General features: G+C 39.6%; 26 protein-coding genes and 1 pseudogene. 12 read left to right on the top strand and 15 right to left on the bottom strand.

Going from position 1 to position 26,955, the window contains the following annotated elements; translation table 11 throughout:
• Positions 1–328: 328 nt before the first annotated feature.
• Both P9B04_RS12560 and P9B04_RS12555 read left to right on the top strand, forming a co-directional pair.
• The gene (locus P9B04_RS12560) at positions 329–793 is read left to right on the top strand and encodes a hypothetical protein (protein ID WP_342055332.1); all 465 of its coding nucleotides are present in this window, start codon (positions 329–331) and stop codon (positions 791–793) included.
• A gap of 255 nt (positions 794–1,048) precedes the next feature.
• Positions 1,049–1,462, top strand: a complete 414-nt coding sequence (locus P9B04_RS12555; protein ID WP_342055331.1) for a hypothetical protein — start codon at positions 1,049–1,051, stop codon at positions 1,460–1,462.
• Positions 1,463–1,575: 113 nt separating this feature from the next.
• Here P9B04_RS12555 and metE read toward each other — a convergent pair whose 3' ends face one another.
• A complete protein-coding gene (metE, locus tag P9B04_RS12550; RefSeq protein ID WP_342055330.1) occupies positions 1,576–3,933 on the bottom strand; it encodes a 5-methyltetrahydropteroyltriglutamate--homocysteine S-methyltransferase in 2,358 nt (785 codons plus the stop codon).
• Between the two features lie 136 nt (positions 3,934–4,069).
• On the opposite strand from metE, the gene P9B04_RS12545 reads away from it, so the two are divergent.
• The gene (locus tag P9B04_RS12545) at positions 4,070–4,969 is read left to right on the top strand and encodes a LysR family transcriptional regulator (RefSeq protein WP_342055329.1); all 900 of its coding nucleotides are present in this window, start codon (positions 4,070–4,072) and stop codon (positions 4,967–4,969) included.
• Positions 4,970–5,175: 206 nt separating this feature from the next.
• On the opposite strand, the pseudogene P9B04_RS12540 reads toward P9B04_RS12545, so the two are convergent.
• The 4 genes and pseudogenes from P9B04_RS12540 to P9B04_RS12525 all read right to left on the bottom strand — a co-directional run.
• Positions 5,176–5,304, bottom strand: a pseudogene (locus P9B04_RS12540) (HU family DNA-binding protein); the annotation flags it as partial.
• Positions 5,305–5,366: 62 nt separating this feature from the next.
• Complete coding sequence (locus P9B04_RS12535; RefSeq protein WP_342055328.1) at positions 5,367–6,722, bottom strand: reverse transcriptase N-terminal domain-containing protein; 1,356 nt, start codon at positions 6,720–6,722, stop codon at positions 5,367–5,369.
• Positions 6,723–7,369: 647 nt separating this feature from the next.
• Entirely contained in the window at positions 7,370–7,534 is a 165-nt protein-coding gene (locus tag P9B04_RS12530) for an HU family DNA-binding protein (protein ID WP_342055327.1), read from the bottom strand.
• Positions 7,535–7,844: 310 nt separating this feature from the next.
• Entirely contained in the window at positions 7,845–8,666 is an 822-nt protein-coding gene (locus P9B04_RS12525) for a hypothetical protein (protein ID WP_446717998.1), read from the bottom strand.
• Positions 8,667–9,163: 497 nt separating this feature from the next.
• Between P9B04_RS12525 and P9B04_RS12520 the strand changes: the two genes are divergently transcribed.
• From P9B04_RS12520 to P9B04_RS12505, 4 genes are all read left to right on the top strand, one after another.
• Positions 9,164–10,048: a response regulator gene (locus P9B04_RS12520; protein ID WP_342055326.1), complete on the top strand. Its 885-nt coding sequence runs from the start codon at positions 9,164–9,166 to the stop codon at positions 10,046–10,048.
• Between the two features lie 5 nt (positions 10,049–10,053).
• Positions 10,054–10,338 (top strand): circadian clock KaiB family protein, encoded by a 285-nt coding sequence (locus tag P9B04_RS12515; protein ID WP_342055325.1) that lies wholly within the window; start codon positions 10,054–10,056, stop codon positions 10,336–10,338.
• An 82-nt stretch (positions 10,339–10,420) separates the two neighbouring features.
• The gene (gene kaiC / locus P9B04_RS12510; protein ID WP_342055324.1) at positions 10,421–11,935 is read left to right on the top strand and encodes a circadian clock protein KaiC; all 1,515 of its coding nucleotides are present in this window, start codon (positions 10,421–10,423) and stop codon (positions 11,933–11,935) included.
• Positions 11,936–12,037: 102 nt separating this feature from the next.
• A complete protein-coding gene (locus P9B04_RS12505; RefSeq protein ID WP_342055323.1) occupies positions 12,038–13,222 on the top strand; it encodes an NAD(P)H-quinone oxidoreductase subunit H in 1,185 nt (394 codons plus the stop codon).
• Between the two features lie 36 nt (positions 13,223–13,258).
• On the opposite strand, the gene P9B04_RS12500 is transcribed toward P9B04_RS12505, so the two are convergent.
• Both P9B04_RS12500 and P9B04_RS12495 read right to left on the bottom strand, forming a co-directional pair.
• Positions 13,259–13,771 (bottom strand): DUF3122 domain-containing protein, encoded by a 513-nt coding sequence (locus P9B04_RS12500; protein ID WP_342055322.1) that lies wholly within the window; start codon positions 13,769–13,771, stop codon positions 13,259–13,261.
• A 30-nt stretch (positions 13,772–13,801) separates the two neighbouring features.
• Positions 13,802–14,488, bottom strand: a complete 687-nt coding sequence (locus P9B04_RS12495) for an MBL fold metallo-hydrolase (RefSeq protein ID WP_342055321.1) — start codon at positions 14,486–14,488, stop codon at positions 13,802–13,804.
• A 124-nt stretch (positions 14,489–14,612) separates the two neighbouring features.
• Between P9B04_RS12495 and P9B04_RS12490 the strand changes: the two genes are divergently transcribed.
• Positions 14,613–16,427 (top strand): FAD-binding oxidoreductase, encoded by a 1,815-nt coding sequence (locus tag P9B04_RS12490; protein WP_342055320.1) that lies wholly within the window; start codon positions 14,613–14,615, stop codon positions 16,425–16,427.
• A gap of 64 nt (positions 16,428–16,491) precedes the next feature.
• Here P9B04_RS12490 and P9B04_RS12485 read toward each other — a convergent pair whose 3' ends face one another.
• From P9B04_RS12485 to ilvN, 5 genes are all read right to left on the bottom strand, one after another.
• On the bottom strand, positions 16,492–16,884 hold the full coding sequence (locus tag P9B04_RS12485; RefSeq protein WP_342055319.1) for a hypothetical protein: 393 nt from the start codon (positions 16,882–16,884) through the stop codon (positions 16,492–16,494).
• 145 nt (positions 16,885–17,029) lie between these two features.
• Complete coding sequence (locus P9B04_RS12480) at positions 17,030–17,704, bottom strand: PAP/fibrillin family protein (RefSeq protein ID WP_342055318.1); 675 nt, start codon at positions 17,702–17,704, stop codon at positions 17,030–17,032.
• Between the two features lie 80 nt (positions 17,705–17,784).
• Positions 17,785–18,870, bottom strand: a complete 1,086-nt coding sequence (rseP, locus tag P9B04_RS12475) for an RIP metalloprotease RseP (protein WP_342055317.1) — start codon at positions 18,868–18,870, stop codon at positions 17,785–17,787.
• Between the two features lie 133 nt (positions 18,871–19,003).
• Complete coding sequence (locus tag P9B04_RS12470; RefSeq protein WP_342055316.1) at positions 19,004–19,228, bottom strand: Calvin cycle protein CP12; 225 nt, start codon at positions 19,226–19,228, stop codon at positions 19,004–19,006.
• A gap of 73 nt (positions 19,229–19,301) precedes the next feature.
• Positions 19,302–19,823 carry an acetolactate synthase small subunit gene (ilvN, locus tag P9B04_RS12465; protein ID WP_342055315.1) on the bottom strand — a complete coding sequence of 174 codons (522 nt, stop codon included), beginning with the start codon at positions 19,821–19,823 and terminating at the stop codon, positions 19,302–19,304.
• Positions 19,824–19,995: 172 nt separating this feature from the next.
• Here ilvN and P9B04_RS12460 point away from each other — a divergent pair, with 172 nt between their 5' ends.
• Entirely contained in the window at positions 19,996–22,719 is a 2,724-nt protein-coding gene (locus tag P9B04_RS12460) for a CHAT domain-containing protein (protein WP_342055314.1), read from the top strand.
• 141 nt (positions 22,720–22,860) lie between these two features.
• Here P9B04_RS12460 and P9B04_RS12455 read toward each other — a convergent pair whose 3' ends face one another.
• Positions 22,861–23,142 carry a DUF6439 family protein gene (locus P9B04_RS12455; RefSeq protein ID WP_342055313.1) on the bottom strand — a complete coding sequence of 94 codons (282 nt, stop codon included), beginning with the start codon at positions 23,140–23,142 and terminating at the stop codon, positions 22,861–22,863.
• Between the two features lie 310 nt (positions 23,143–23,452).
• Between P9B04_RS12455 and accA the strand changes: the two genes are divergently transcribed.
• The 3 genes from accA (at position 23,453) to folE (ending at position 26,225) form a co-directional block, all read left to right on the top strand.
• Entirely contained in the window at positions 23,453–24,448 is a 996-nt protein-coding gene (accA, locus tag P9B04_RS12450) for an acetyl-CoA carboxylase carboxyl transferase subunit alpha (protein ID WP_342055312.1), read from the top strand.
• Between the two features lie 299 nt (positions 24,449–24,747).
• On the top strand, positions 24,748–25,476 hold the full coding sequence (locus tag P9B04_RS12445; RefSeq protein ID WP_342055311.1) for an SDR family oxidoreductase: 729 nt from the start codon (positions 24,748–24,750) through the stop codon (positions 25,474–25,476).
• Between the two features lie 26 nt (positions 25,477–25,502).
• A complete protein-coding gene (gene folE, locus P9B04_RS12440) occupies positions 25,503–26,225 on the top strand; it encodes a GTP cyclohydrolase I FolE (protein WP_342055310.1) in 723 nt (240 codons plus the stop codon).
• 72 nt (positions 26,226–26,297) lie between these two features.
• Here the strand turns inward: folE and psb34 are convergent, their stop codons facing one another.
• Entirely contained in the window at positions 26,298–26,486 is a 189-nt protein-coding gene (gene psb34, locus P9B04_RS12435) for a photosystem II assembly protein Psb34 (RefSeq protein WP_342055309.1), read from the bottom strand.
• A gap of 195 nt (positions 26,487–26,681) precedes the next feature.
• Positions 26,682–26,903 (bottom strand): hypothetical protein, encoded by a 222-nt coding sequence (locus P9B04_RS12430; protein WP_342055308.1) that lies wholly within the window; start codon positions 26,901–26,903, stop codon positions 26,682–26,684.
• Positions 26,904–26,955: the final 52 nt, after the last annotated feature.

Genomic DNA, 26,955 nt, shown 5'->3' with positions numbered 1-26,955 from the left:
CTCTAATAGAAACCTCTTTTAACTTGTAGTAATTAAAACCTTTCAGGAAAAGGTTTTGATTATGTTTAGTCAGTTTCGTATAAAGGGGGTATGAAAACAAGATTTGGTAGAACAAAAATCTTGATAAAAAAGGAAGAGAAATTGATGTAAAAATTGAGTGTATTTTCTCAAATCAACTTGAGAGTATTCACCTTGAATTCAACTCTGTTTGGTTTATCAATCGATGAGAGCGAAAAGCTTGATCCAGAGCAATCGATTACTGCTTTTGTGATCTACCATGCTGTCGCTAGTGCTGTGACTAAATATTTTAGTGCTTAGGAGGTACCGAATGAGTGAAGTTTCTGATAGATCAAATTGGCATCAAGATTTTCTTGCCAGTAATTTGCTGATCCTTGGCTATAATGCTTGGGCTGGTCATCTTAGTCACAAGCGTGGGGCGCTTGTTTGCAGCCTGAATTCTCCGATGGTGGGTGTTGCTGGGGAATCCTTCAAAACTTATTTTATCGCACGATCTCGCCTTCTGCCGTTCTTGAATGCTTGGTTAAAGGCTCCTGAGAGGTCCATTTTACCCCACCACTTCATGGTTGCTAATATCTTGGAAGTTGTCGATAATTATTCTCCAAGCACAGAGGTGGTCTTCTTGCTGGAGTCTTTTGATCAGGCAACGTTTTTTTACTTGAAAAACCTACCCATTACACCACCTCAATGCTACGAGCAAGTACGTAAGACTTGGGATGAATTCCAGCCAGGAGTTAATGCTTGGAAGATGAACAACTTCCAAGGGTCGATTTAAGTTTTTAAGGGGCCATTTATGGGAATTGGGCCAACAATCGTTCGCTCCACTCTCTGCCGGTGGGAATCGATTTTTACAGGAGACAAACCTTTTAAGCGGTCTCGCTCTGGGAGGGCAAAAAATACCAGAAATTGATTGGCAGATTGGAGTCAATATAATTTGTCTGAGGAAGTATTATCTTCAAAGGTTTTTTATTGAAAGATGTTTGGAAAGCAATATGAACTAAACCAGCAAAGTAATATTCTGAGCTATTACATGGTTGGATCTAATTATAAACGTGAGGAAAATCTACGAAAACTATTAATCTATGTTGATAGAAAATTTAATTTATTTGAAGTTGAAGTGTCTGATGTTTATGAATTTGAGTGTTATTTTAGAAAAGGCAGACCCTACTATAATTTAATAATAATGATTAATAATATGTCTGAAAGAAACTCTCATCAGACATACTATTTGCTAAATAATTATCAAAATAAAATTAGAAAGAAACAAAAATACGTACCTGAAATCTATATTCCAATCGACATAGATTATCTAGGTACGAGTATAAAAAAACAATTCAAAAATGAATTTTCAAAAAACTTTTTTGATTTGATAGTAAATGGGGTTGAAGTTGAAGACTTTTCTTTTACAGCTAAATGCACTTTGGCTCAAATCATTAAAGATTAAAAGTTCAAGCCTTACCGAGAATCACCCTATTGAATCTTTGATCCAATAGGGTGATTCTCGGAAATTATGCTAAATTGCCCCAAATAGGAGCTTCCCTACTTTAGGCCAGACAACTAGTTGGAGTTCGTAGAACGAAGTCTTGATGCCGTCTCGACCATGTTGATGAGTGAAGGCTTTACTTCGGACCATTGACGTGTCTTGAGTCCACAATCGGGGTTGATCCAGAGGTTCTTACGGGGAAGCACAGCTTCCGCTTTTGACATGAGGTTACTCATTTCATCGGTGGGGGGCACCCGTGGCGAGTGTATGTCATAGACACCTGGGCCGATCTCATTTGGATACTTGAAGTCTACGAAGGCATCGAGCAGTTCCATATTGGAGCGAGAAGTCTCAATAGTAATGACGTCGGCGTCCATAGCTGCGATGAATTCGATAATATCGTTGAACTCGGAGTAGCACATGTGAGTATGGATCTGGGTGTCATCCTTCACGCCACAGGCACTGAGGTGAAAAGCCTTTACCGCCCAGTCGAGATAGTGATCCCACTCGCTCCGGCGTAACGGCAGTCCTTCGCGGAAAGCGGGTTCATCGATCTGGATGGCGGCAATTCCAGCTGCCTCAAGATCCACCACTTCATCACGAATGGCCAGCGCGATCTGATGCGTGGTGACGGAGCGTAGCTGGTCATCACGTACGAAGCTCCACTGGAGGATTGTAACAGGGCCTGTGAGCATACCCTTCATCGGGCGATCGGTCAGCGATTGAGCGTACTCAGACCAGTAGACAGTCATGGGCTTGGAGCGACTGACATCGCCAAAAACAATCGGCGGTTTCACATAACGAGTCCCGAAGCTCTGCACCCAGCCGGTGCTGGTAAAGGTAAAGCCTTCGAGATTTTCCCCAAAGTATTCCACCATGTCATTGCGCTCGAATTCGCCGTGAACAGGCATATCAATGCCGATCTTGTCTTGGAAAGCAACGCATTTAGCAATTTCTTCCTTCATGAATTGGTCGTAGTCTGCATTGCTTAGGGTTCCTTTTTTCCACTGGGCGCGCACTTGGCGGACTTCCTTGGTTTGAGGGAATGAGCCTATGGTCGTGGTCGGGAATTCTGGCAAACGGAGTTTGGCCCGTTGCTTGGATTGGCGTTCAACGAAGGGTGAGGCGCGGTCAAAATCGTTGGGCTTAACCTCAGCAAGACGCTTTTTCACAGCATCATTGTGGATGCGCTTGCTGGACTTTCTCGAAGCAACCGCGGCACGGTTGGCTTCAAGAGTTTCCATGCTGCCGACTTCATCGAGAAGTTGCCGAAGTTCAGTGACTTCCGTGAGTTTCTCGTCGGCAAAAGCCAGCCAGCTTTTCAACTCTTCATCAAGTTTCCGTTCGTTTTGCAGGGTAACGGGGGAATGGAGAAGTGAGCAACTAGGTGCGACCCAGAGCCGATCCGCACCAACAGCTGCCTTCGCCTTCTTCAAAACTTCTAGTGAGGCATCGTAATTATTCTTCCAGACATTGCGGCCTTCGACGATTCCTGCGGAGAGAATTTTGTTCTTGGGGAAGGTAGCCAGAACAGTGTCGATGTCCTCCGAACCCCGCACAAAATCAAAGTGTAAGGCATCAACCGGCAACGCAAGGTAGTCGTCAAGATTATCTCTCACACCACCGAAATAGGTGGTGACCAACAGCTTCGCTGAGCCTTTGACCTTGGAGAGACGATCATAGGCAACTTTCAAAGCGTTGCGCTGGAGGTCGCTCAGATCAGTGGAAATAATCGGCTCGTCTAGCTGTATCCATTCCGCTCCTGCGGCTGCCAGCTTACCTATAATCTCTTCATAAACGGAGACAAGGTTGTCCAGGAGAGTCAGCGGATCGAAGTCCAAGTTGCTAGAAGCCTGCACTTTCCCCAGGGAAAGATACGTTACGGGCCCAACGAGTACTGGCTTTGCGTTAATTCCCAGATCCTTGGCTTCCGCAAACTCATCGAAGACTTTGGTGCCGCTTAGGGAAAACGTCGTGTCTGCCCGAAACTCAGGGACAATGAAGTGGTAGTTCGTATCGAACCACTTTGTCATCTCGCTGGCGAAAGTGGAAACCTTGTTCGTTTGGCAGTCCTTCTCTTCTTCAACTAAAGAAGCACCACCCTCCGTACCACGAGCAATGGTGAAAACAGTGTTGATATCCGTCTGCCCACCTTGCCACTGGAAACGCGACGGCACATTGCCAAGTAGGCAGCTCATGTCGAGCACTTGGTCGTAAAAGGAGAAGTCGTTGACAGGGATCAGATCGATCCCGGCTGCCTGTTGCTTCTTCCAGTTTATTTCCCGTAAGGTCTTTCCTGTGGCAAGCAACTCTTCTAGTGTAAGGATACCTTTCCAATAAGCTTCTGTGGCACGTTTCAATTCGCGCCTTGCTCCGATGCGAGGATAGCCCAGGGTGTGCGTCTTGATAGAGTTTATTTGGCTGAGAGACATAGATATCTTGTACTATTTTTTATTGTGGTCGTTGCAATTGCTTTTGAGCAATACTCAACAGTTTACTGAGCTGAAGCTATGAAGTAAAATGATAAATATTAAAGTATAAATGAATCTAATTCATACTAAAGACCCAATGTCAGTCCTCGAACGAATCCATTTTGAGATTATTGTGGCAGTAGAGAAATTAGGAACGGTAACAGCTGCTGCCAAGAAACTACACCTTACTCAGTCAGCCTTAAGCCATAGCATGGGAAAACTAGAAAAATCACTAAACGTAGAGATTTGGCGGCGACAGGGTCGTCGACTTGTTCTAACACAAGCAGGAGAATACCTACTCGCAGTTGCCGAGCGTTCCCTGACGCAGTTTAATCATGCTGAAGAGTGCCTTCATCAATTTGCTCGAGGACAGAAGGGAGTTCTTAGAATTGGAATGGAGTGTTACCCGTGTTATCAATGGCTCCTAAAAATTGTGGCACCATATCTAACAGCATGGCCTTCTGTCGACATTGATGTAAAGCAGAAGTTCCAATTCGGAGGGATCGGAGCATTGTTTGGTTACGAGATCGACATGCTCGTTACCCCCGATCCCCTCTTTAAAAAAAAATTGTTATTTGAGCCGGTGTTTGATTACGAACAAGTGCTTGTAGTAGGGAAGTCCCACAAACTATACGGTTTAGATTTTATAATCCCAGAAGATTTATCCAAAGAAATTCTAATTACCTATCCAGTATCAATTGACAGACTAGATATCTTCTCACAGTTCATGGTCCCAGCCGGAATACATCCCAAAGAACACAAAGTGATTGAGAATACCGATATCATGCTCCAGATGGTTGAAAGTGGCCGAGGTGTAGCGGCTCTTCCGCGGTGGCTCGTTGAAGAAGCTTCTCACCGTTTTCAAGTCGCTCCAGTTGCTCTCGGAGCTAAAAAAGTTCAAAAACAAATATATCTCGGCATTCGCGAAAATGAAGGGCAAATCGATTACATTAGTGCATTTTTGCAACTAGCTCGCGAGAAGAATAATCGGTCATAAATTAAGATAAGGTAGGGACTCAGTTTAATAGATATCTTCAAGAGTCTATAAACCAGTCAAAGCAACAAAAACATATCTCTTACTTTGGCGTTAGATTCTTGCCCCATAAAGAATCTGACGATTAAAAGTTACGAAAAAATTCCCCAATCTTTTTTGGACGGGGAATTGTAATAACATTAAGTTGAAAACAGCCTTCACATTTTTTGCTATAAAGACTCTACAACCTTTTCTTTGAACACTTTTCCTGCGGAAAATACAGGAACAGTGGTTGCGGGAATGACAATAGGTTGTCCCGTTTGAGGATTCATACCTTTACGTTCTTTTCTCGGTCTGGGTTGTTTGGGTCGAAATGATAGTCACCTATCAAAACTCCCTTTCCGAACCGTGCGTGCAACTTTCATTGCACACGGCTCTCGGTAATCAGTCCCTTGTCATGGGTACAGTCTTCTAAACTGGCAAAATCACGATATTGTTTTTGTCCCACTTTCCTGTGAGTAATCAAGTAATGTCCCTCTTTTGTTTGGAAAGTCCTCGAACCATTAATACCATCTCGGAAATAAAGGGATGCCTGTTTTTTTCCTGTTGCACCGGTTCTGGTTTTTATCCACGCTCTGAGTTTACTCATTATCATGCTGTCGAGTTTTGAGAAAACCTGAGAACTAGACACTCTGCTGTAGTGATGGCTCCACTGTTCAATAATTGGGTTTAATTGGCCGATTAATTCCCTTTGGGGAGCGTGTTTGTATTGATTAACCACTTTAACTATGGCTTGATAGTGAGCTTGGATTGATTGGGAACTGGGTTTAATCAGGGTTCGATAGTTTAAACAGCTATGTTTGAAACTTTTATGCTTTCCTGTAGGATATTGTCTGACGTTAAACCCAAGAAAATCGAATCCTGGCTTTTCATGTTTGCCGTCGATGTCAAGTTCATAGAGAGTATGGCAAATTCTTGTTGCCCCAGGCAACAGTGGAAACCCCCTGTTTTCCAGCCATTGAGTAATGGATTGTTGGAATTGTAGGACAACTTCTTTGCTCTGATGTAACACCAGAAAATCATCGACGTATCTAATCACCATTGGTTTTTCCCTTTCTTCGGTGGTTTCCCCTTGGTTGAACTGATTAAGGAAAGAATCCATAGCATCTTTGCTCATTCCATCTAAAGCAATGTTCACTAGTAGAGGGGATAAATCATCGGAGATTATTCCTTTTTTTAACCATTGTTTAATGGTTGTTTTCAAGGTTTTGGGAAAATCTAGTTTAGATAATAGGTAAGTATGGTTAATTTCATCGAGACAGTTAACAATTTTGCCCCTCAGAATGTATTTTGGACTCTTAGCGACTCCTTGGAATAGGCTTTCAATAGCATCGTGGATAGATTTAGCCGGTTGACAACCGTAGGATTCTCTCGACCATCGAGCCTCCCAATAGGGTTCTAGAGCCAACTTAACCAAAGTTTGCATAGCTCTATCTTTGTTAAAGATAACTTTTTGGGGATGCACCAAGGTTTGTTTACGCCGATTATTTTGGATAACTTGGCGTAGAGCGAAGAGCTTTGCAGAGTGGGACTTTAACAGTAATTGCTGAAGCTTTCGTGCTTTTGCTTTTTGTCCAGATTGGACTGCTTGAAATATTCGCTTTTGTAACTTAAACACTTTCCTCTGAACCTTAGTCCAGTTGATGTTTCGATTTTCTTTCGCATCAATAGTGTTCCATGCCTTCTGAGTGTTTAAACTAGCATTGGCTGTATTCATTACGACTCAAGACCATTTCTTCTGATTGACCATCTAGTATGTCAGCTTATCTACAACCATTACAGTTGAGCTTTTGCTTCTTACTGATTCCCACCACCATGATTCATAGGCTTAAGTTTGTCGCTACTCATCGTTTCGACCAATAGATGAGAGAAATCATGGGGTTAATTTGTTCCGTTGTTGAGGGTAATCTGGTGTTAGGTTCATTAAGGGTTTGATTGCTCGTACCCTGTCTATCCTCCGAACTACTTTCGGGAATCTATATAGGTAGCCTTTCGATACTCCTATCTTTCGTTATGTTCATTTTGAACGCAGCATATTAACCAACGTTTGCTACTGTTTGGTTACGAAGGTTAAGACAGTTCGCTATTCGCTAACCATGACCAGTTGACTAGGGGTGTTTCTCTGTTTGGTTCAGAGATTATCCCCGTTTCTCCCCGCTTCAATCTATGAGTTACTAATCCATAAACTGGGGGCGATGTTCTCACTCTTGGGTAAGTTAGTGATTTCCCTTGATTCCGAGTGCCACAACCTCAAAGTGGACTCAACAACAGTTATCGGGTTCTGGGTTATAAACTCATTGCCCAACGACGTACACGCTTTCTTAAAATCGGCTTTATAGACCGAATTTTAATTAGCTTTCTACATCAACAAATCGCACCAAAAGTTCCAAAACCAACTAAAACTACTTTATCTCCGGAGGCAACTGTTTCCATGATTGTCTCTGTGAGTGAATCAAGGATATGAGTTGTCTCTTTTTTGGTAAGACGAGTCTTAGCGGCAATCATGTTGACGAGGTCTTCTTTATTCATTGTTACTTAATAGACAATTCTGACTGAGGATGATTATAGCTGAAGATTAACCATCCAGTCACTAAAAAAGGGATAAAAGTTAGGTTTCTTTTTGATGGTTTTATGTCCTAACTTCCCTCTATTTTAAGTCCTCAACACTTTGAGCTTATGTTTTGGTTGAGGGATATCATCTGTTTATCATTACTACTAATCAAACTTAGTTTTTGTTATAAAAGATTACCAAAATAAAATAAACAAGCATAAATACTCAGGTAACATATATGGGGTTAATTACGGTTCTAGATAAAAAATGTTTGAAGTATAACGTACCTCAACGATGTATAAATACCCCAAGACCGATTAAAATAATCCCCCATAGTTTCTGTTCTCTGATATCTTCTTTTAGGATTAATTTTGCTCCTAGCATACTGATGATATAAGTTAAAGCTGTGGCTGGACGAACAAAGCTAATATCTGCCCAACTTAATACAGAAATGAAACTAAAAAAGGCAATTCCTTGACAAGCAATTCCAGTGAGAATAATAGGACTGGTTAGGACTTTTATGACCATTTTTATAACTTCTGAAAAGGTTATTTCTTTTAATTCTCCTATTTTTTTCATTCCCAATGCCAAACATAAGTCTCCACTGGCATCGGACACGGAACTAATCATAATAGCTAACCAAGTTTTAGAAACAGCTAAGCTAAAGGGGAGAAAAAATAAAGGTAAATTTCGAGACTTAATATTGCGATGATAATCTTGAGAAAATTGTGAGGTTTGACTATCGCTAAACCCGACAAATAATACACCAAAAGAAATGACCAATGTACTTATCCAACGCATTCCAGTAATATTTTCTCCTAAAATAGCCCAGGCAAATAATCCATTTAAAACATAGCTAGAAGCATGAATAGGTAAAACATAACTGAGGTCTAATTTAGAAATAGCACTCAAATAAAGACTAAGAGAAATTACCAGGATACCCAGAGCCATTAAAATCCAATAATTGGTTAAAATATAAGTAATTAAGTAGAAAATAATAGTGGGACTAGAAAAATCAAAGCCGACAAAATCTTTCATTCCTCGACTCAGAAGAATATCTCCCAATACCTGAGTAATTGATAAAGATGCTAGTAATAGAAAAGTTTTCACAGTGCTTAATAGTTACTCGATGATTTTTACTGCCTTGTTAAATTTTCCCTTGTTTATGAGTGAGGTTTCTATTAATTATTTATTAAACCTCCTCATTGTAGGGATGATTATGTTATGGTAATCAAAGGTTTGACCCATAATGGATAGTGTTTTTGGGCATAAAGCATCTATATCTTAACAAAACTAAACTTAAAAAGCCATTTTTCACTTCTGTTATCAACAAGACGAGTCATTAAGGGTTCTAGCTTTTTATTGCTTAAGTCAAAAAAATCAGTTCGTTTGACTGATGCTAGTTGCTTTGTGTTCCTTTTATCAAGTCGCAAATTGCTCTAACACCGAACTCAGGTTAGAAGTGTCCGATGGGACAGTTTAGTTGATGAATTAAACTAAAATCGATTATGATCGTAGAGAGGATTAAATTAACGGCTTCGATCTACTGATAGATTGCTTAATCTTTCAGAAAATTGATTAAAAAAAAGCAAAGCTGTTACTAAACAATGCCTAATCATACTTGTCATGTTTTATTGGTGGAAGATAAGCTAGAGAATATCCAGCTATTGCAGGATTTATTGTCCAAAGGCCAACATAGTTCCCTAGCAAAAGGTCTAAGTTTTCCCATCACTTCGGTTTCTACTTTAAGAGAAAGTTTAAAGTCTTTAGAATCTCACAAATTTGATGTTATTTTGCTAGACTTAGACTTACCCGATAGTCAAGGATTAGACACATTAATTAAACTTAGAGAAAAAGTACCCAATATTCCCATCATCGTAGAAATAGAGGGGCAACACGAGGAAAAACTAGTCGATTCTTTTCAATTAGGTGCGGATGGATATTTACAAATAAAAAGCCTTGACAGTAATCTCCTAATCCACGAAATTCGTTTAGGTATCGAACGGCAAAAATATTGTGCCAAAATTAGTCAACAACAGCAGGAACTTCGTCAAGCGCAAGAGTTATCCGACTTAGACGAACTAATTAAGTCCAGTGGAGAAACCAGTGTAACCGCACGATTATTTGGAACATATCCACTCAAAGAAAGCTTACCAGATATATTCGATGAATTAGTAGAAACATACGGCACTTTATTAGAATTAGCCCTGGAACAAAAAATGTATAAGGTGAATTACAATATTTCTGAAAAACTACGAACTTTAGGGGAAAAATTAGGCTTTCTTAAAGCAAGTCCTCGAGATACCATTGAAATTCATACAACAGTATTAAAAGAGAAAAGTAAAGATATTTCTGTCGTGAAAGCGCAAGCTTATGTTGCTGAAGGAAGACTAATGATATTAGAATTGATGGGCTATTTAGCTTCTTTTTATCGCAAATACTATATAGGCTTGAGTAACATTAACCTTTCCATCAGAAAAGATTATCCCTAAATTTCATGAATAAATATCTGCTCAAACTATACATCACCGGGAATACGGTCAACTCTCAAAGGGCGATCGCTAACCTATTCCGTATTTGCCACGAAGAATTACAAGATCAATATACTGTAGAGATAATCGATGTCCTCGAACAACCTCAAACCGCCGAACGAGAAAAGATTTTGGTTACCCCAACCCTGATCAAACAGTTACCCCCACCCCTACAACGTATTATTGGGGATATGTCCAATACTCAAAAAGTCCTCTTAGGGTTAGATTTAGTCTCCCAAAATCAAAACTAATTAATATTTCTTGGCAAGATGAAGAGAAACAGGCAAAATAAACAGTAAACAATTAAACTTCTATTCCTTAACCAAGACACGGATGATTCCAGAGAACGAACTAGATTGTATTGAGAAATTAGAAACCGCTATTCCAGGGTTCGATTTTTTATCTGAAGGGGGACTTCCCAAAGGACGGGCCACCTTAGTAGCGGGAACCGCCGGAAGTTCTAAAACCGTTTTTGCCTGTCAATTTTTAGTCGAAGGAATTAAACGGGGAGAAAACGGCGTTTTTGTTACCTTTGAAGAACCTCCCAAGGCCTTACGCCGCAATATGCGGGGATTTGGCTGGAACATCGCTCAGTGGGAACTAGAACAAAAATGGGCTTTTGTAGATGCCTCTCCCCAACCCGGAGAACCAATCATGGTTACAGGAGACTACGATCTTGGCGCGCTAATCGCCCGCATCGAGTTTGCTATTCGTAAACATAAAGCCCAACGGGTATCGATGGACTCATTAGGGGCAATTTTTAGCCATTTGAGCGATAGCGCACAAGTGAGAAGCGATCTCTTTCGGATGGCCTCTGCTTTACGGGAATTAGGGGTAACCGCTATTATGACCGCGGAAAGAACCAAAGAATACGGAGAAATTAGCCGTTTTGGAGTAGAAGAATTTGTTGCTGATAACGTGGTCATTTTACGTAACGTTCTAGCGGATGAAAAACGTCGTCGTACCATCGAAATTTTGAAGTATCGGGGTACAGATCACCAAAAAGGGGAATATCCCTTTACCATCGTTCCAGGTCGCGGTGTGGTCATTATTCCCCTATCCGCCATCGAGTTAGAACAAAAATCTTCTAATATTCGCATTACCTCCGGTAGCGAAGAGTTAGATCGTATGTGTGGGGGGGGATTTTTCCGAGATTCCATTATTTTAGTCTCAGGGGCCACAGGAACAGGAAAAACCCTCATGGTAACAGAATTTATGGCCGGTGGAGTTCTCAACGGAGAGAGATGTTTAGTTTTTGCCTTTGAAGAAAGCAGAGAACAATTATTTCGTAACGCTACGGGTTGGGGTGTAGACTTTCACGAAATGGAAAAACAAGGCAAGTTGAAGGTAGTATGTCGCTACCCGGAAACCACCGGGTTAGAAAATCACCTCATCAATATGAAAGAAACTATCGAAAGCTTTAAACCTAACCGAGTTGCAGTGGATAGTTTATCGGCCCTCGAACGAGTTTCTAACTTAAAAGGATTCCGTGAGTTTATTATTGGCTTAACTTCTTTTATTAAACAACAAGAAATCGGCGGTTTATTTACCTCAACCACCCCAACTTTATTAGGGGGATCTTCCATTACTGAAGCCCACATTTCTACCATTACAGATTCAATTATCCTACTGCGTTATGTGGAAATGTACGGGGAAATGCGTCGGGGAGTCACTGTTTTAAAAATGCGTGGTTCGATGCACGATAAAGATATTAGAGAATTTTCTATTGACAACAAAGGAATGCACATCGGTAAACCTTTCCGCAATGTGACGGGTATTCTATCCGGTTCTCCTATGTACACCGCACAAAGCGAAGTGGAAAGATTAAGCAATTTATTTGAGGAGTAAACTCTAAATTGTGAGCAATTTTTTTTCTCTGTTTCCCTGTGGAGTTTGTCAAAAAACGTTATCCTGAATAATAAAGAAAGATGACGGTTAAGTGATCCCCCTATGTCAAAAATAGAAACTAGAACCGAACCCATGGTGTTAAACATGGGGCCTCATCATCCCTCAATGCACGGGGTATTGCGTCTAATCGTTACTTTGGACGGAGAAGACGTAGTGGACTGTGAACCCGTAATTGGGTATCTTCATCGAGGGATGGAGAAAATTGCAGAAAATCGTAGCAATGTGATGTACGTTCCCTACGTTAGCCGTTGGGACTACGCCGCAGGAATGTTTAACGAAGCTATCACCGTTAACGCCCCCGAACAATTAGCGGATATCGAAGTTCCCAAGCGCGCCCAGTATATTCGGGTGATTATGTTGGAACTTAACCGCATTGCTAACCATTTATTGTGGTTGGGTCCTTTTTTAGCAGATGTTGGCGCACAAACTCCCTTTTTCTACATCTTCCGAGAACGGGAAATGATTTACGATCTCTGGGAAGCGGCTTCAGGGATGCGCCTAATTAATAACAACTATTTTCGTGTTGGTGGAGTAGCAGTAGATTTACCCTACGGTTGGATCGATAAGTGCGAGGACTTCTGCGATGCTTTTGACCCTAAAGTAGATGAATACGAAAAGTTAATTACTAATAACCCTATTTTCCGTCGCCGTGTGGAAGGAATAGGAACCATTACCCGCGAACAAGCTATTAACTGGGGACTGTCTGGCCCGATGTTACGAGGTTCGGGGGTTCAATGGGACTTACGCAAAGTGGACCACTACGAATGTTATGATGACTTCGACTGGGAAGTACAGTGGGAAACCGCCGGAGATTGTTTTGCCCGTTACTTAATCCGTATTCGGGAAATGCGCGAGTCTGTCAAAATCATTCGTCAGGCGTTAAAGACTATTCCAGGAGGTCCTTATGAGAACCTGGAAGCTAAGCGTATGATGGAAGGAAGGAAGTCCGAATGGAATGATTTTCAATATCAACACCTTGCTAAAAAAGTTGCTCCTACATTTAAAATTCCCGAAGGTGAACATTATGTACGGATGGAAAGTGGTAAAGGTGAACTAGGAATATTCATTGTGGGTAAGAATGATCCTTTCCCCTGGCGTTGGAAAATTCGCGCCCCTGATTTTAATAATTTACAAATTTTACCTCATCTTCTTAAAGGGGTAAAAGTTGCTGATATTATGGCAATTTTAGGCAGTATTGATGTAATTATGGGTTCTGTGGATCGCTAGATTTTTACTATCCATAATGTTTAGTTTAGGAGGGTTTTATACCCTCTCTTTTTTGTCGGTTTGAAATATTATTTTTTTCCATTCTTCTAATATAAAATAAGGAACCTTAATTACACTGGATTGGCCATCTTTTAAAGGTAATTCTAATAACCAAAAATTATTACTTTCTAAACTATCAACAACACGGTTAAAATCGTATTGTCCCATATTGGGAGAAAATGATTCTTTATCGCTGGCAAACACATCCGGAACTTTAATAGTTAAATCTTCTCTTATTTTGATGGTTAAAGGTTGAGGGTGTTCAAATGCAAATAAGTCGGGGAAACCCACCAAACGCAAATTTACTGTGGGTTCATTGTTGCCTTTGATTTCCTTAAAAAAAATTAGTTGCCAAGGATTCTTAGATTGATCTCGCCAAGTTTGTATGGATTTATAAAGAAGAATGTTAGGAGGAATTTCGCTTTCTCTAATAACAGCAGAAGCTGGTTGTATGGATAATAAACACACCAATCCTAAGAGAAAGACCAACTTAAAAACTTTCTTAATCATTTGTGTAGATAATCGATAATTAATAACTGTTCAAACATTGCCACATTTTTGATTCGCAAAAACCGCCTCTTTTATCTTTTTTGGATTGGGTAAATTAAGATTATTCATCAAGGTGATAAACTGAAGGCGATCGCGTCCCACAAATCGAGGATTAGATTGTTTTTCTTCCCCAATGGTGGACACTGTATTTCCGTTATAATCATGACCAGGATACACCAAGGTTTCATCTGGTAGTGTGAACAGTCGTTGGGTTACTGAGTCGTATAAAACACCAGGATCTCCACTTTGAAAGTCTGTCCTTCCACACCCTCGAATAAATAAAGCATCCCCTGTTAAAAGAATTTTCTGGTTGATAAAATAGGCAACATGACTGTTAGTGTGACCAGGAGTAGCGATCGCTTCGACAATAATACTCCCCAACTTTAGCACTTGTTTATCCCCCATAAAACCATCAGCACAGGTCACAGGAGCATTTTCGGGTACAATGACCGAACATCCCGTCATTGTTCGCAATTTCCCTGTTCCGGTAATATGATCGGCGTGGATATGGGTTTCTAAACAGTATTCTAATGTTAATCCTAACTCATCTAAAAGCTGGTAATTCCCTTCCACTTGCTCTAAAACAGGATCAACTAATAAAGCTTGTTTCAAGGTGCGATCGGCAATTAAATAAGTGTAAGTAGATGAATCTTCATCAAACAACTGACGAAAGAGCATAATTTGTAGAACTTTTCATTAATTAATCTAAAGATAGCTTGAGAGTGTTAAGTTTAACAATTTTTTGGGCATTCTCAAGTTGTAAGGATTTAGTCTCTACTCCTTTTTGATTTTAGTTAATGCCATGCTCAAAATTAAGCTATTCAATCCGCAACATCCCCTAGAACATCAAGAACTCGAATTAAGCGACCATCGTCTCAGGGGCGACGGGTGTTTGATTGGCAATTCTCCTAGTTGTGGGTTGATGATTCCTAGTGTTAAAGTCCAGGAAGTTCATGGTAAATTGTTTACCGATAAAGGTAAATATTTCTTCCAAGATTTAACTGAAAAAGCCATCACTGAATACAATGATGAAGTAGTGAATAAGGAAAAGTCTTATCCTTTAGAAACCGATGATATTATTCGTATAGGTGAATTTGTATTAATTGTTGATGGTTTACCTATCAAAAAGAAGTCTAAAAGCAAAAAGAGTAAGAACGGTAAGTCTTCTAATAAAAGAAGTTTACAAAACCTTAAAGCATTAACTCGAAAAAATCGCCGTTCCAAAGAGAAAAATAAAGAGACTTCAGAGCAATCTAATAAAGGAATAATAGATCCGAAAAAAACTCTTACTAACAATCAACACAATTCTGATTCTTCCATTGCGAGTGGATCGAATGGGACAGTTATTTCTCCCCCTTTACCTGCAGGTAAAAAAGACAAGAAAATCTCCTCCCCATCGAAAGAAGCTTCTCCTACTGATTCCCCCTCTCAGATTTCCACTTTAGGAGGCATTAACTGGTGGAACAAAGGAAAAATAACTGTTCGTTGTGTGAATATTATTGAAGACACAAAAGATGTAAAAACTTTTCGTTTTACTGGCACTTCTCCCACCTTATTTAATTATAAACCTGGTCAATTTATCACCCTAAATCTTAATATAAATGATAAGAAAATAAAAAGATCTTATTCAATTTCTTCTACTCCTTCTCGTCCCCACACCTTAGAAATTACCGTCAAGCGAGTTCCAGCCCCAACAGACTTTCCAGATGCCCCTCCCGGGTTAGTTTCTAACTGGTTACACGACAATCTTAAAGTAGGGGATGAAATCACCGTAACGGGTCCATCAGGGAAATTTACTTGTGTAGATAATAACGCTACCAAATTGTTATTTATTTCCGCAGGAAGTGGTATAACACCAATGATGTCTATGTCTCGTTGGGCCTTAGATACAGTTGCAAACCGAGACATTACTTTTGTTCATAGTGCCAGAAGTCCAAGAGATATTATTTATCGTCAAGAACTAGAAACATTAGCGGCAAATCATAGTAATTTTCATCTAGCATTAACTATGACTCGTCAGACTACGGGAGATCCTTGGTGGGGTTTTCAAGGACGATTAAACGAGGTTCTATTACCAGCTATTTGTCCTGATTTTAAAGAAAGAGTTATCTATGTTTGTGGACCAGATAGCTTTATGAAAGGGGTCAAAAAATTAGTAGAAGGATTGGGTTTTCCTATGGAAAACTACAATCAAGAAAGTTTTGGCGGTTCTAATAAAAAACGTTCCCCATCTTCTGAGGAGAAAAACAACAATTCACCTGTTGTTACAACGCCAAATAACACCACAAATAATGGTCATTCTGTTGCCACAGAAACTGTTACAGAACCTGTTGTCGTTCCTAATAGTAATGAGTCTTACCCTGTAGTTTTTGCCAAGTCAGGAAAAGAAGTTCTTTGCGATGCTCAAATGTCCTTATTAGAATTAGCCGAAGAAGAGATGATCGATCTTGATTCTGGGTGTAGAAGTGGAGCCTGTGGCAGTTGTAAGGTGAAGAAATTAGAAGGAGATATTCGTTATGAAGGGGATGCCGATGGTTTAGACGAAGATGATACAGAAGAAGGCTATATTTTAGCTTGTATTGCCTATTCGCAGGGAAAGGTTGTTATCGATGCTTAAACAAAGAAATCGCCAAAAGTAACGTTTTGGCGATCGCTGATTAGTTCTCTAGATGTAATGATTTCTACATGGATAACTGTTCGACAGATTGACTGTTGGCAATGGTTCCTTGAGATTCGTTAGATTTGAGGAAAACATATAAATTGGGGATCATATATCCTTTCCGTTCAAAACTAATCATTCTGGTTTCTTTGACTTCATATTCTTGGTTAATGTCGCTCAAAGCTTTGTATAAAACCTCTCCTGTGGGATCTCCTTCCACTTCTGGATCAGGATGGAAATAGTAACCATAGTTGGGTTCAACAATGGCGATATTCGCTTGAGGATCGATTTTAATGAAGTAATCTTGGTCTTCGATACGAGATTGAGCTAGATTACTTAAATTTAAACCCAAAATGGTTATATTTGTAATGGCAAAAGCAAGTACGAGAGCCGGGGCAATAATTTTTCTTAACATATTTTGTTTATTAGTTTGATTAAAGCATTGCGGAATATGGGGAGCCGCAAGTTTTATTTCTTATAATAATTTAACAAAACTTAATGTTAAAGACAAATTAGTAGTGATGAGATTACTCACTACCTTGACAAGCAAAGGTAAGTGATTACTGATAGCTACCGACTTCTAGAGCAAGGGATTTTGTATGATCCGATTTGGATAGAATATAAACTCCTCCATCTCCTCCCCTACCAATGCGTAATGTTTCGTCTATATAAGTGATCTCGAAAACTGGCACTCTTCCGGGAGGATTACGAGCTTCTACAATCTTAAAAGGATTTAACTGGGGAGTTGTCACTGCCGCAATTTTTTCGATCGCTAGATGGCGTTGTTTGAAGTTTATATTTAATCGCTTGTCGGGAAGTGGGGAGTTATTTTCTTTGGCCACTTCAAAACTAGCTGTTACCAAAACATATCCTGATATCAATCCTAAACGATGTTTGACAAAGGCTTGATTATAGAAAGATTGAGTTTTAAGATCAATAACTTGATAGACTTCACCTACTTTTAGTCCGTATTTTAATTTGGTTAGGGAACGAATTTCTCTGGAGGTTGAGTATTGCAAATGCCAAACACCATCTAGAAGATCAACAGCATAGAGCAAGGGATATAGATAGGGGTTTTCTGCTTCTAGTTTCCCCGTCAATTCCTCTATTTCTTGAATACTTTGATCTTCTAAATTAAAATCGGTAATTGGAGAGCCTAAGTTCACATCGGTGGGTGTTTTTAGGTTCTCAATTTTTTCTAGCAGTGCTTGTTTTAATTTTGCCCTATTTTCCAAGTTGGTAACCTAGTTTTGCTAATGGATTTGGTCTCAGTTTTTTAATGTTCACACTTCAAGTAGGGACAGTGATATTAATTTTACAGTCCAATTTGTTGAATTAACTCTTGAACCACTGCTAAATTAACCGTGTCACGGATGATGATAAAAATTCCTAAACTGAGTAGTAAAACTAAACCAGTTTGCATGATTCCTTCTTGAAGTTTTAGGGGTAAAGGTTTACCGAACAATCCTTCTATTAGCAGAAAAACCAATTGTCCACCGTCTAAAGCTGGTAAAGGTAGGGTATTAATAATAGCTAAATTGATGCTAATTAAAGCCCCAAACTGAAACAAATTACCCAGATTGTTTTTAGCTATACTTGCACCGTACTCGACGATTTTAACTGGTCCTGCAACCTGTTGAGCGTTTTCTTGAAAATTGCTAATTAGTTGCCAAAATCCCTGTAAGGTTAGGACGGAAACATTTTGATAAGCTTCTGCACCATAATTGAAAGCTTGGAGTAAACTTTGAGCGCGGTTTAGATGAACATTAGGCAATAATCCAACGCCAATTTTTCCCTCTCCTTCTTCGTTGCTTTGGGGAATGACGGTTAAATCTAAAATCTGTTCTTCTCTTTTAACTTCCAAGGACAAAGGTTGTTCAGCAGAGTTTTTAACCTTGTCGATAAAGATGGTGGTTGCTTCAGGAAAACTACCTAAAGACTGACTGTCCACTGAGAGAATAACATCACCTGATTGTATTCCTGCTACCATTGCTGCGGAATTTTCATCTACTTGAGGTATCATTAGTCCGGGTTGTAAGTCTTGAATTCCAACCGTAGCTGTTTGTCCTACCAACAAGAAATAAGCAAAAATAAGATTAGCGATGACTCCAGCACTGATGACGATTGCTCGGTCAAAAATGGGACGGTTACGCAGTAAGTCCGGGTCATCGGGAGCAATATCGCTCTCAGGATCATCATCGGGGAAAGCTACAAATCCACCCAAAGGGATAGCACAGAGGGTATATTCTGTTTGTTTGCCTTCATATCGAGCTAAAACGGGACCAAAACCGATAGAAAACCTAGTTACATGGATTCCTTGTAATCTAGCTGCGGAAAAGTGACCCAACTCATGAACAAAAATTAATATTACTAAAACTGCAATCGCTGCCAGAACTGACATAATAAGTTAATGGATTATCAAATATTTAACAATTATCTTGGTAAAAAAGCAGTGAAAATTGTAGGGAATCTCCACTGCTACGAGTTTCGGATAGATTTAGGGAATCGTAGGCTACTAAAAACACCTATTTTCCCTAATCATCGTAAACCCGACATTCAACTGCATCAGGATTATCATCACAATACTTTTCAAAACTGGTTTTAGGGGTTTCGTTTTGACGTTGGTGAGAAGCTTCTGCTTGAAGTTCTTCCACTGCATCCCAAGCAGCTGCGCAATCTCCGGAAGCGTCTCCTTCGGTGCTACAGACGTTTCTTGCGTTTTTCCTTTCTTGTTCGATTTGCTCGTTAATGTTGCTCATAATTGCTAATCTCTTAAACACTCCTATTGATTATAGTTCATCGAGATAGGTTAACCTGTCCTGTGATAAATTATTAGCTAACTTTCGCTTCTAGAGACTTAAGATATTCTGTATTGACTCTTGATTCGCGAGTTAGGGCAATTTTGCCTGTTCGTGCTACTTCCTTAATGCCAAATTTATTGAGCATCTGCACAATGGCTACCATTTTTCCAGGATCACCTACTACTTCTACTGTAACGGTATCATCGGAAATATCGACTATTCTGGCACGGAAAACTTGAGCTACTTCTAATACTTCGGCGCGGTTAGCGGCGGTGGTATTAACTTTCACCAACATCAATTCCCTTTCCACGCAAGGGGTTTGGGTGATATCGTTGACTTTGAGAACTTTGATTAATTTGTAGAGTTGTTTGGTCAATTGTTCAATTGTATTATCGTCTCCAGGCACTACCATGGTGATACGAGAGACACCAGCTTGTTCAGCCGGTCCCACCGCTAAACTTTCAATATTGAACCCACGACGGGCAAATAAACCAGCAATACGGGTTAAAACACCTGCTTCGTCTTCAACAAGGACAGAAAGGGTGTGTTTCATGGTTTTGGAAGTGTTTATAATCATTTCGGGTTATGGTTTAGGTGTGAGAAGTTCCGAAATCTGACCTCAGACATTTACCTTATCTTAATCTCAAAGTAACTCTCTATTGTTAGGTATCTGGAAATTTTATAGAAAATCTCTAGATTATCATTAGTGCTATCTTAAAGTGGAAATGGCAAACGTAGATAAAACGTTGTTGATTATGGGTTCATTGATTCGTTTTTTGTTGTTACTTTTTTTAAGTTTAGTTTTAACTTTTTCCTGGTCTAATTTTTCTTTTAATGGAGTTATGGCTGTTTCTCCTCAGTTGTTACAAGGGGAACAACAAGCAAGAGAATTCTATCAACAAGGGAATATTAATCGCGCTATCGAGAGTTGGTTAACTATTGTTGAAGATTATCAAAAGCAAGGAAATATGCTTGGTCAAGGTAGAGTATTGAGTTATCTTGCATTAGCTTATGGTCACTTGGGACAATGGGAAAAAGCTGATAGTTCTATCAATAAAAGTTTGAATATTTTACAGTCTCAACCACAAGATGGTACAGTTTCTTCAACTTTAGCAGAAGCCTGGAATATTCAAGGCACTTTATTCCTAGCAAAAGGCAACCCTTTAGCGGCTTTATCTAGTTGGGAAGAGGCTACAGTCACTTACGAAAAGGTTGAAAAGAGTTCTGGTATTTTACGAACTAATATTAATCAAGCGAGAGCTTTACAAGCTTTAGGATTATACACACAAGCTTGTCAGAAATTAGGCAAAAATTTATTTGATCAAGAACTAAAATGTGATAGTTTGACTGTCGATAATATTGAGCTAATATTGTCAAATAATTTGAACTCCTTAGAACAAGCCGGATGGCTAAGCTTAGCACAGATATTACGCAAAAAAGGTGATTTAGAAACCTCTCAAGCTATACTCGATAGAATTTTAGATCAAGTTACTTCTCAGGAAACAAAAGCAGATATTTTATTGAATATAGGTCAGAGTTTAGAACTACAAAATGATTTTGAAGGAGCAAAAAATAGTTATCAACAATCTATTATCACAGCTACTAATTTTGAGAGTAAGGTAAAAGCTCAATTAACGAAACTTAATTTATTAATTATACAAAAATCATGGTCTGAGGCTCATGAATTACTAATTAGTCTAGAGAATAATTTATTGCGATTAACTCTAAATCAAACTAAAGTTGATAGTCAAATTTATTTAGCTAATCTTCTGTTGAAATGGAGCAATTTAAGTGATACTTCTAATTTATCACCTTCGTGGAAAATGGTTAAAAATTTGTTAGAAAATGCTCAGAAGCAAGCTGAATCACTTGCCTATGAAAAAGGGATTATTTATGCTACTGGCGACTTAGGGGAACTTTACGAAAAACTAGCAACTAATCAACTTTGTCAATATAATAACGTAGCTAATAATTTAGAAGATTGTTCCAAAAAATATCGATTTATCGATACTAATCAAATTAATTTAGATAGTAATCAATTAAACCAAAAAGCAAAACAATTAACCGAGCAAGCATTAATTAGATCCCAATCTCAACAAAGACCTAATATTACCTACGTATTGCAATGGCAACTAGGAAGGATTTTACATCGACTAAATTCTGAACAAGAAGCAATCGCAGCTTATTTAGAATCAGTTAGAAATCTTCAAGCTTTAACAGTTGATTTAGCTACTAATAGAGATAATCAATTTTCTTTTCAGGAAAAAGTGGAGCCTGTTTATAGAGAATTACTAAGTTTATTATTACCTAAAAATAATCAGGAAATTGTTAATCAAGAAAACTTAGAAGAAGCTCGCCAACAAGTGGAGTCTTTTCAAGTAGCTCAATTAAACAACTTTTTTAATGATATTTGTGTCACTAATGAACCAGTTGATGTTGGGAAAGTAGATCCTGGGGCGGCTATTATTTATCCTATAATATTAAGCGATCGCTTGGCTGTTATACTGAGTTTACCCGATCAGTCTTTAGCTGTTCATATCACTAAAATTACCCAAGAGAAATTAGAAAATCAAGTCAGACAGTTTCGTTACAACGTTGTAATAAGAAGTCAAAGAGAATTTTTTAACGATGCAAAAGTTTTACATGAATGGTTAGTTAAACCCTTCCTAGAAACTTTAGAGAAATATAGTATCAAAACCCTGGTGTTTGTCCCGGATGGAATTTTGAGAAATGCACCAATGAATGCTTTATACGATGGTAAAAAATATCTCATTGAAAACTATAAAGTTGCCTTGAGTCCTGGTTTAACTTTATTATCCCCTGAAATGCTACAGAAACAAGGGCTAACTACACTATTTGCTGGACTTACAGAAACATTTGAACAAGAAGAGTTTATACCTTTACTGTACGTAAAACAAGAATTAAAATCGATTCAAAAAAAAGTACCTAATACTGCTTTAATTAATGAAGAATTTACCCTTAATAATCTAAATAATAAGCTAAATAATCAGTCGTTTCCCATTGTTCATTTTGCTACTCACGGTCAATTTAGTTCTCAATTTGAGGAAACATTTATTGTTGCTTGGGATAGTTACATTAATGTACTAGAATTGGAAAGAATTCTAAAAGAAAACGATCCCACAGGAAGTAGTCCAATCGAGCTTTTAATCTTGAGTGCTTGTGAAACCGCTTCAGGAGATAGTAGAGCTGCGTTGGGTTTAGCTGGGTTTGCGGTGCGTGCAGGTGCCAGGAGTACTCTAGCGACTTTATGGTCTGTAAACGACCAGGCCGCTGCAGAAATTATAGGAGAATTTTATAAACAATTATCTGACAATAAACTATCTAAGGCAGAAGCCTTAAGACAAGCACAATTGACTATGTTGAAAAACCGTTGGTATAAACATCCTTTTTATTGGTCAGCTTATACTTTATTAGGTAATTGGCTCTAATAAGTAAACATTGAGTAGTTATAGTTCTTACATAAGCATTTTTAGTATTCAGCTTTTGAAAAGAACAAACATCTCCGCTTAAAATTACTAATTAATGGTATGTGTTGGGGGACAAAATGCCTCCCCAAAATACCCTAATAATTAATTTTTGGGGCCGTGGCCAGGACAAGGAAGAGGCGAAACAGATCTATCCAACCATCCAGCAGCCTGATTAATGTGCGCTAACGCCTCGTCAGTTTGATTGTTTAGTAAAAACACCAAAGCAGTTGCTAGTTGCTGTTTTGCCTGTGCTTGGCGATTGCCTTTTAGACGGTGCCAATCATTTGGGGTAATGGTTAACTGTTGTGCTAAAACTTGGGCTAATTCTAAAGAAGAAGCAGATTGTAGTGATTCGGTTTGAAAAACTTCAGACATAGAAGACATGGTTAAGTTTAAGATCAACGTAGAGCAACAAGTACACTACTCTACTTTTAGTTTAGCGGATAACAATTGCTAAGTGATCAACCTGAGTTCAGGGTTCGGAGTTAACTGTTTTTTGAGTAGATAATGTGTGTTTGAGACTCCTCAGTAGGAAAATGCTTGGATAAAGATTGTCTATAAATTTTTTTACATCGAACTCAGGTGATTAAGAAGCTGATCTTCAAATACAGTACAATTGGTGAAGGGATAACCCAAAGTAGAAGTGTACCGATGGATTCTTTACTTAGCAACAATGTGAACTGCAAGGAACCTGATGAGCAAAAACGAACGCCGAACTTTTTTACTCGATTTTGAGAAACCATTATGGGAATTACAAGGTCGTATCGAACAAATCAAACAATTAGCCGAAGAAAATAATGTCGATGTTTCCGAACAAATTGTACAGTTGGAAAGTCGAGCAGAAAATCTCAGAAAAGAAATTTTTAGCAATCTCACTCCATCCCAACGCCTTCAATTAGCTCGTCATCCCCGTCGCCCCAGCACTCTGGATTACATCCAATCCATCGCTGACGAATGGTTTGAGCTACACGGCGATCGCGGAGGTTACGACGATCCCGCTTTGGTGGGAGGTGTGGCTCGTTTGGGAGGCCGCCCGGTAGTTATTCTTGGCCATCAAAAAGGACGGGATACCAAAGATAATGTGGCTAGAAACTTCGGAATGCCCGCACCAGGAGGTTATCGTAAAGCCATTCGCCTGATGGAACACGCTAACCAATTTTCCATGCCCATTTTAACCTTTATTGATACTCCCGGAGCTTGGGCTGGTGTAGAAGCAGAAAAACTAGGCCAAGGAGAAGCGATCGCTTTTAACCTTCGAAAAATGTTCGGTTTTAACGTACCAATTATCTGTACTGTTATCGGAGAAGGGGGATCTGGAGGAGCTTTGGGTATCGGTGTGGGAGATAAACTCCTAATGCTTGAACACTCGGTTTACACAGTGGCTACCCCAGAAGCTTGTGCGGCTATTCTCTGGAAAGATGCCAAAAAATCCCCTCAAGCTGCTGTTTCTTTAAAAATTACAGCTAACGATCTCAAAGAACTGGGGATCATTGATAGCATTATCCCAGAACCATCCGGGGCAGCCCATACTAACCCTTTAAAAGCGGCAAGTATTCTTAAGGATAATCTCATCAATATCTTAGAAGAGTTGTCTAGTCTAACTCCAGAGAAACGTAAAGCCCTCCGCTATGAGAAGTTCCGTAAAATTGGAGTCTTTATCGACTCAGAAGCAACTGTTGGTGTTCACTGATAGGTAAATTACGGGGATCATCTAGAAAACCATTGGTTTTTTAGTACTCCCTATTTAGGATCGGCCAATAGGTGTTATAATTAACAAGGTAAACTTTTGTAACAGAACGTCAAAACTATCACAGATGTCACTGGTGCTTTGCCCAAGGGAAATAAGTTCTAGTTTCATTGCTCACTTTGCTGTGAAACTGTGAGATAATTTCCAAGTGTCAGTCTTTAGGAATTGGCGTTAAATCTTTGCCAACTATCTACGACGCTCTCCAAAGTGTTGAGATTTGAGTATAGACGTTGGACTGTAGCATGAATTCTTCTTCAAGTCAATTAAACGCCATCATTACTGGAGCAAGCAGTGGTATTGGTAAAGCAACTGCTCTAGCCTTTGCTCAGGCTGGTATCAACGTAGCCCTAGTGGGACGTTCCCCAAACACCCTAGAAATGGTAGCTGAAGCTTGTAACCAGCAAGGGGTAGAGGCTAAATCCTATGTTATGGATTTAACGGAGTTAACCAAGATTCAAGCAACGATCCAAGCAATTGTAGCCGATTTTGGTGGTATCGACATTATAGTCAACAATGCAGGAATGGGCTACACCAATTTGCTGAGAGAAACCCCCTTAGCAGACTGGCAACAAGTTATCAATTTGAATTTAACTAGCGTTTTTCAATGTGTACAAGGGATATTACCCCAGATGCGAGAGCGCAAAAAAGGAACCATCATTAATGTTGCTTCCGTTGCCGCTACTCAAGCGTTTCCGGAATGGGGAGCCTATTCTGTGAGCAAAGCAGCTTTATTGTCTTTTTCTCGAGTATTGGCAGCAGAAGAGCGCAGTCATGGCATTCGTGTGATGACTATTTCTCCTGGTGCTGTGAATACACCTATTTGGGACACAGACACCGTACAAGCTGACTTTGAGCGCAATGCCATGCTAACCCCTGAGTCGGTGGCGCAAACCATCCTTCAAGCGGCCTTATTACCAGCCGAAGCCGTCATTGAAGATTTAACCATATTACCAAGTGCTGGAACCCTTTAATCCAAAGATCAACGTTTTTTATTACTATGACAATAGCTTCCTCCAAAGGCTCCGACATTCGTCAGTCCAATGGTTCTAATGTGCTGAACCCCGATCTAGTCGAACGGGTAGCCAGTAGACCAGATCGCAACACCCATAATGGACAAGAGGCGAAAATTCAGACCAGTTCTGATGATGATGGCGCTGACAAAATGCAAAAAGCAGTCTATGCCATGTTAGAAGCAGTGGGAGAAGATCCTGAGCGTGAAGGGTTACTAAAAACCCCGAAACGAGTTGCAGAAGCCATGAAGTTTTTGACTCAAGGCTACAATCAGTCCTTAGAAGAGTTGGTGAATGGAGCCATTTTTGATGAGGGACACAACGAAATGGTACTAGTGAGAGACATCAATTTCTTCAGTCTCTGCGAACATCATATGTTACCTTTTATGGGACAGGCTCATGTTGCATATATTCCCAATCAGAAAGTAGTTGGTTTGAGTAAGTTGGCTCGTATTGTTGAGATGTACTCTCGTCGTTTACAGGTACAAGAGCGACTTACCCGTCAGATTGCTGAGGCTATTCAAGAAATTCTCCAACCCCGTGGCGTTGCTGTGGTTATGGAAGCCAGTCATATGTGCATGGTGATGCGTGGGGTGCAAAAACCTGGATCTTGGACAGCGACTAGTGCAATGCTTGGTGAGTTTGATGAAGAACAAAAAACCCGCGAAGAATTCCTCAATTTAATTCGTCATCAACCAAAGTTTTTCTAGAGCGCATTAACTGAAAGCTTGGGAGGTCAACAGTTCGACTCCGCTCGACGTTGACCCCTATTTTAATGTGATTTAGCTAACACCAACATTGGAGGAAGCATAAACAGCAACAGTCAATAAGCCACCAATTAATAGGACAGCTGCAACTCCCAAAATAATGTAGTTGCGTTTCTCAGAGGCACTGGGGGGTTCCGCTTCGTACACTTTAGGTTCTGCTGCGAAATTGTTTAAACGTCCGCCTTCTTCTGTGGTATAGGGCATAAAAAGTCCTCTTATATATTTTATTTTAAGCTAAGTTGCTCTACTCAATATAATATAAAAAAAATTTACAAACAAGGGGAAAACAAACAAACTAAGTTGGTTGATTCGAGATTTTTGGATTTCAATTCTCAATACTAATCCGTAATGGTGTGGGAAAAAAATAGGGAACAACAAGTTAAATGCTAATTAGTTTGTCTATGGAAAAGTTGGAGATGATGCTCGGAATCTTTCACAATCTATCAGAGAAATTCGTTCTTGGGTAAAGTTTTGCTCTGGAAATTCTCCATCCTTAATCTGTTCCTCTTCCCTAAATTCTTGCAACTCTTCTGCTTGCTCGCGAGTGTCTCTGTTAATTTGATTACAAGCACCAAATAGATCAGGTGTTTCTCCTGCACGGTATAAAGGAGCAAGTCCCATAGGTATCTTCTCAAAAAGCCAGGGGTCACTCGCTGCGAAAACTTAGGCCAAA

Source organism: Crocosphaera sp. Alani8, from assembly GCF_038442745.1.
Taxonomy (GTDB): domain Bacteria; phylum Cyanobacteriota; class Cyanobacteriia; order Cyanobacteriales; family Microcystaceae; genus Crocosphaera.
This window is presented reverse-complemented; position numbering and strand designations above follow the sequence as displayed.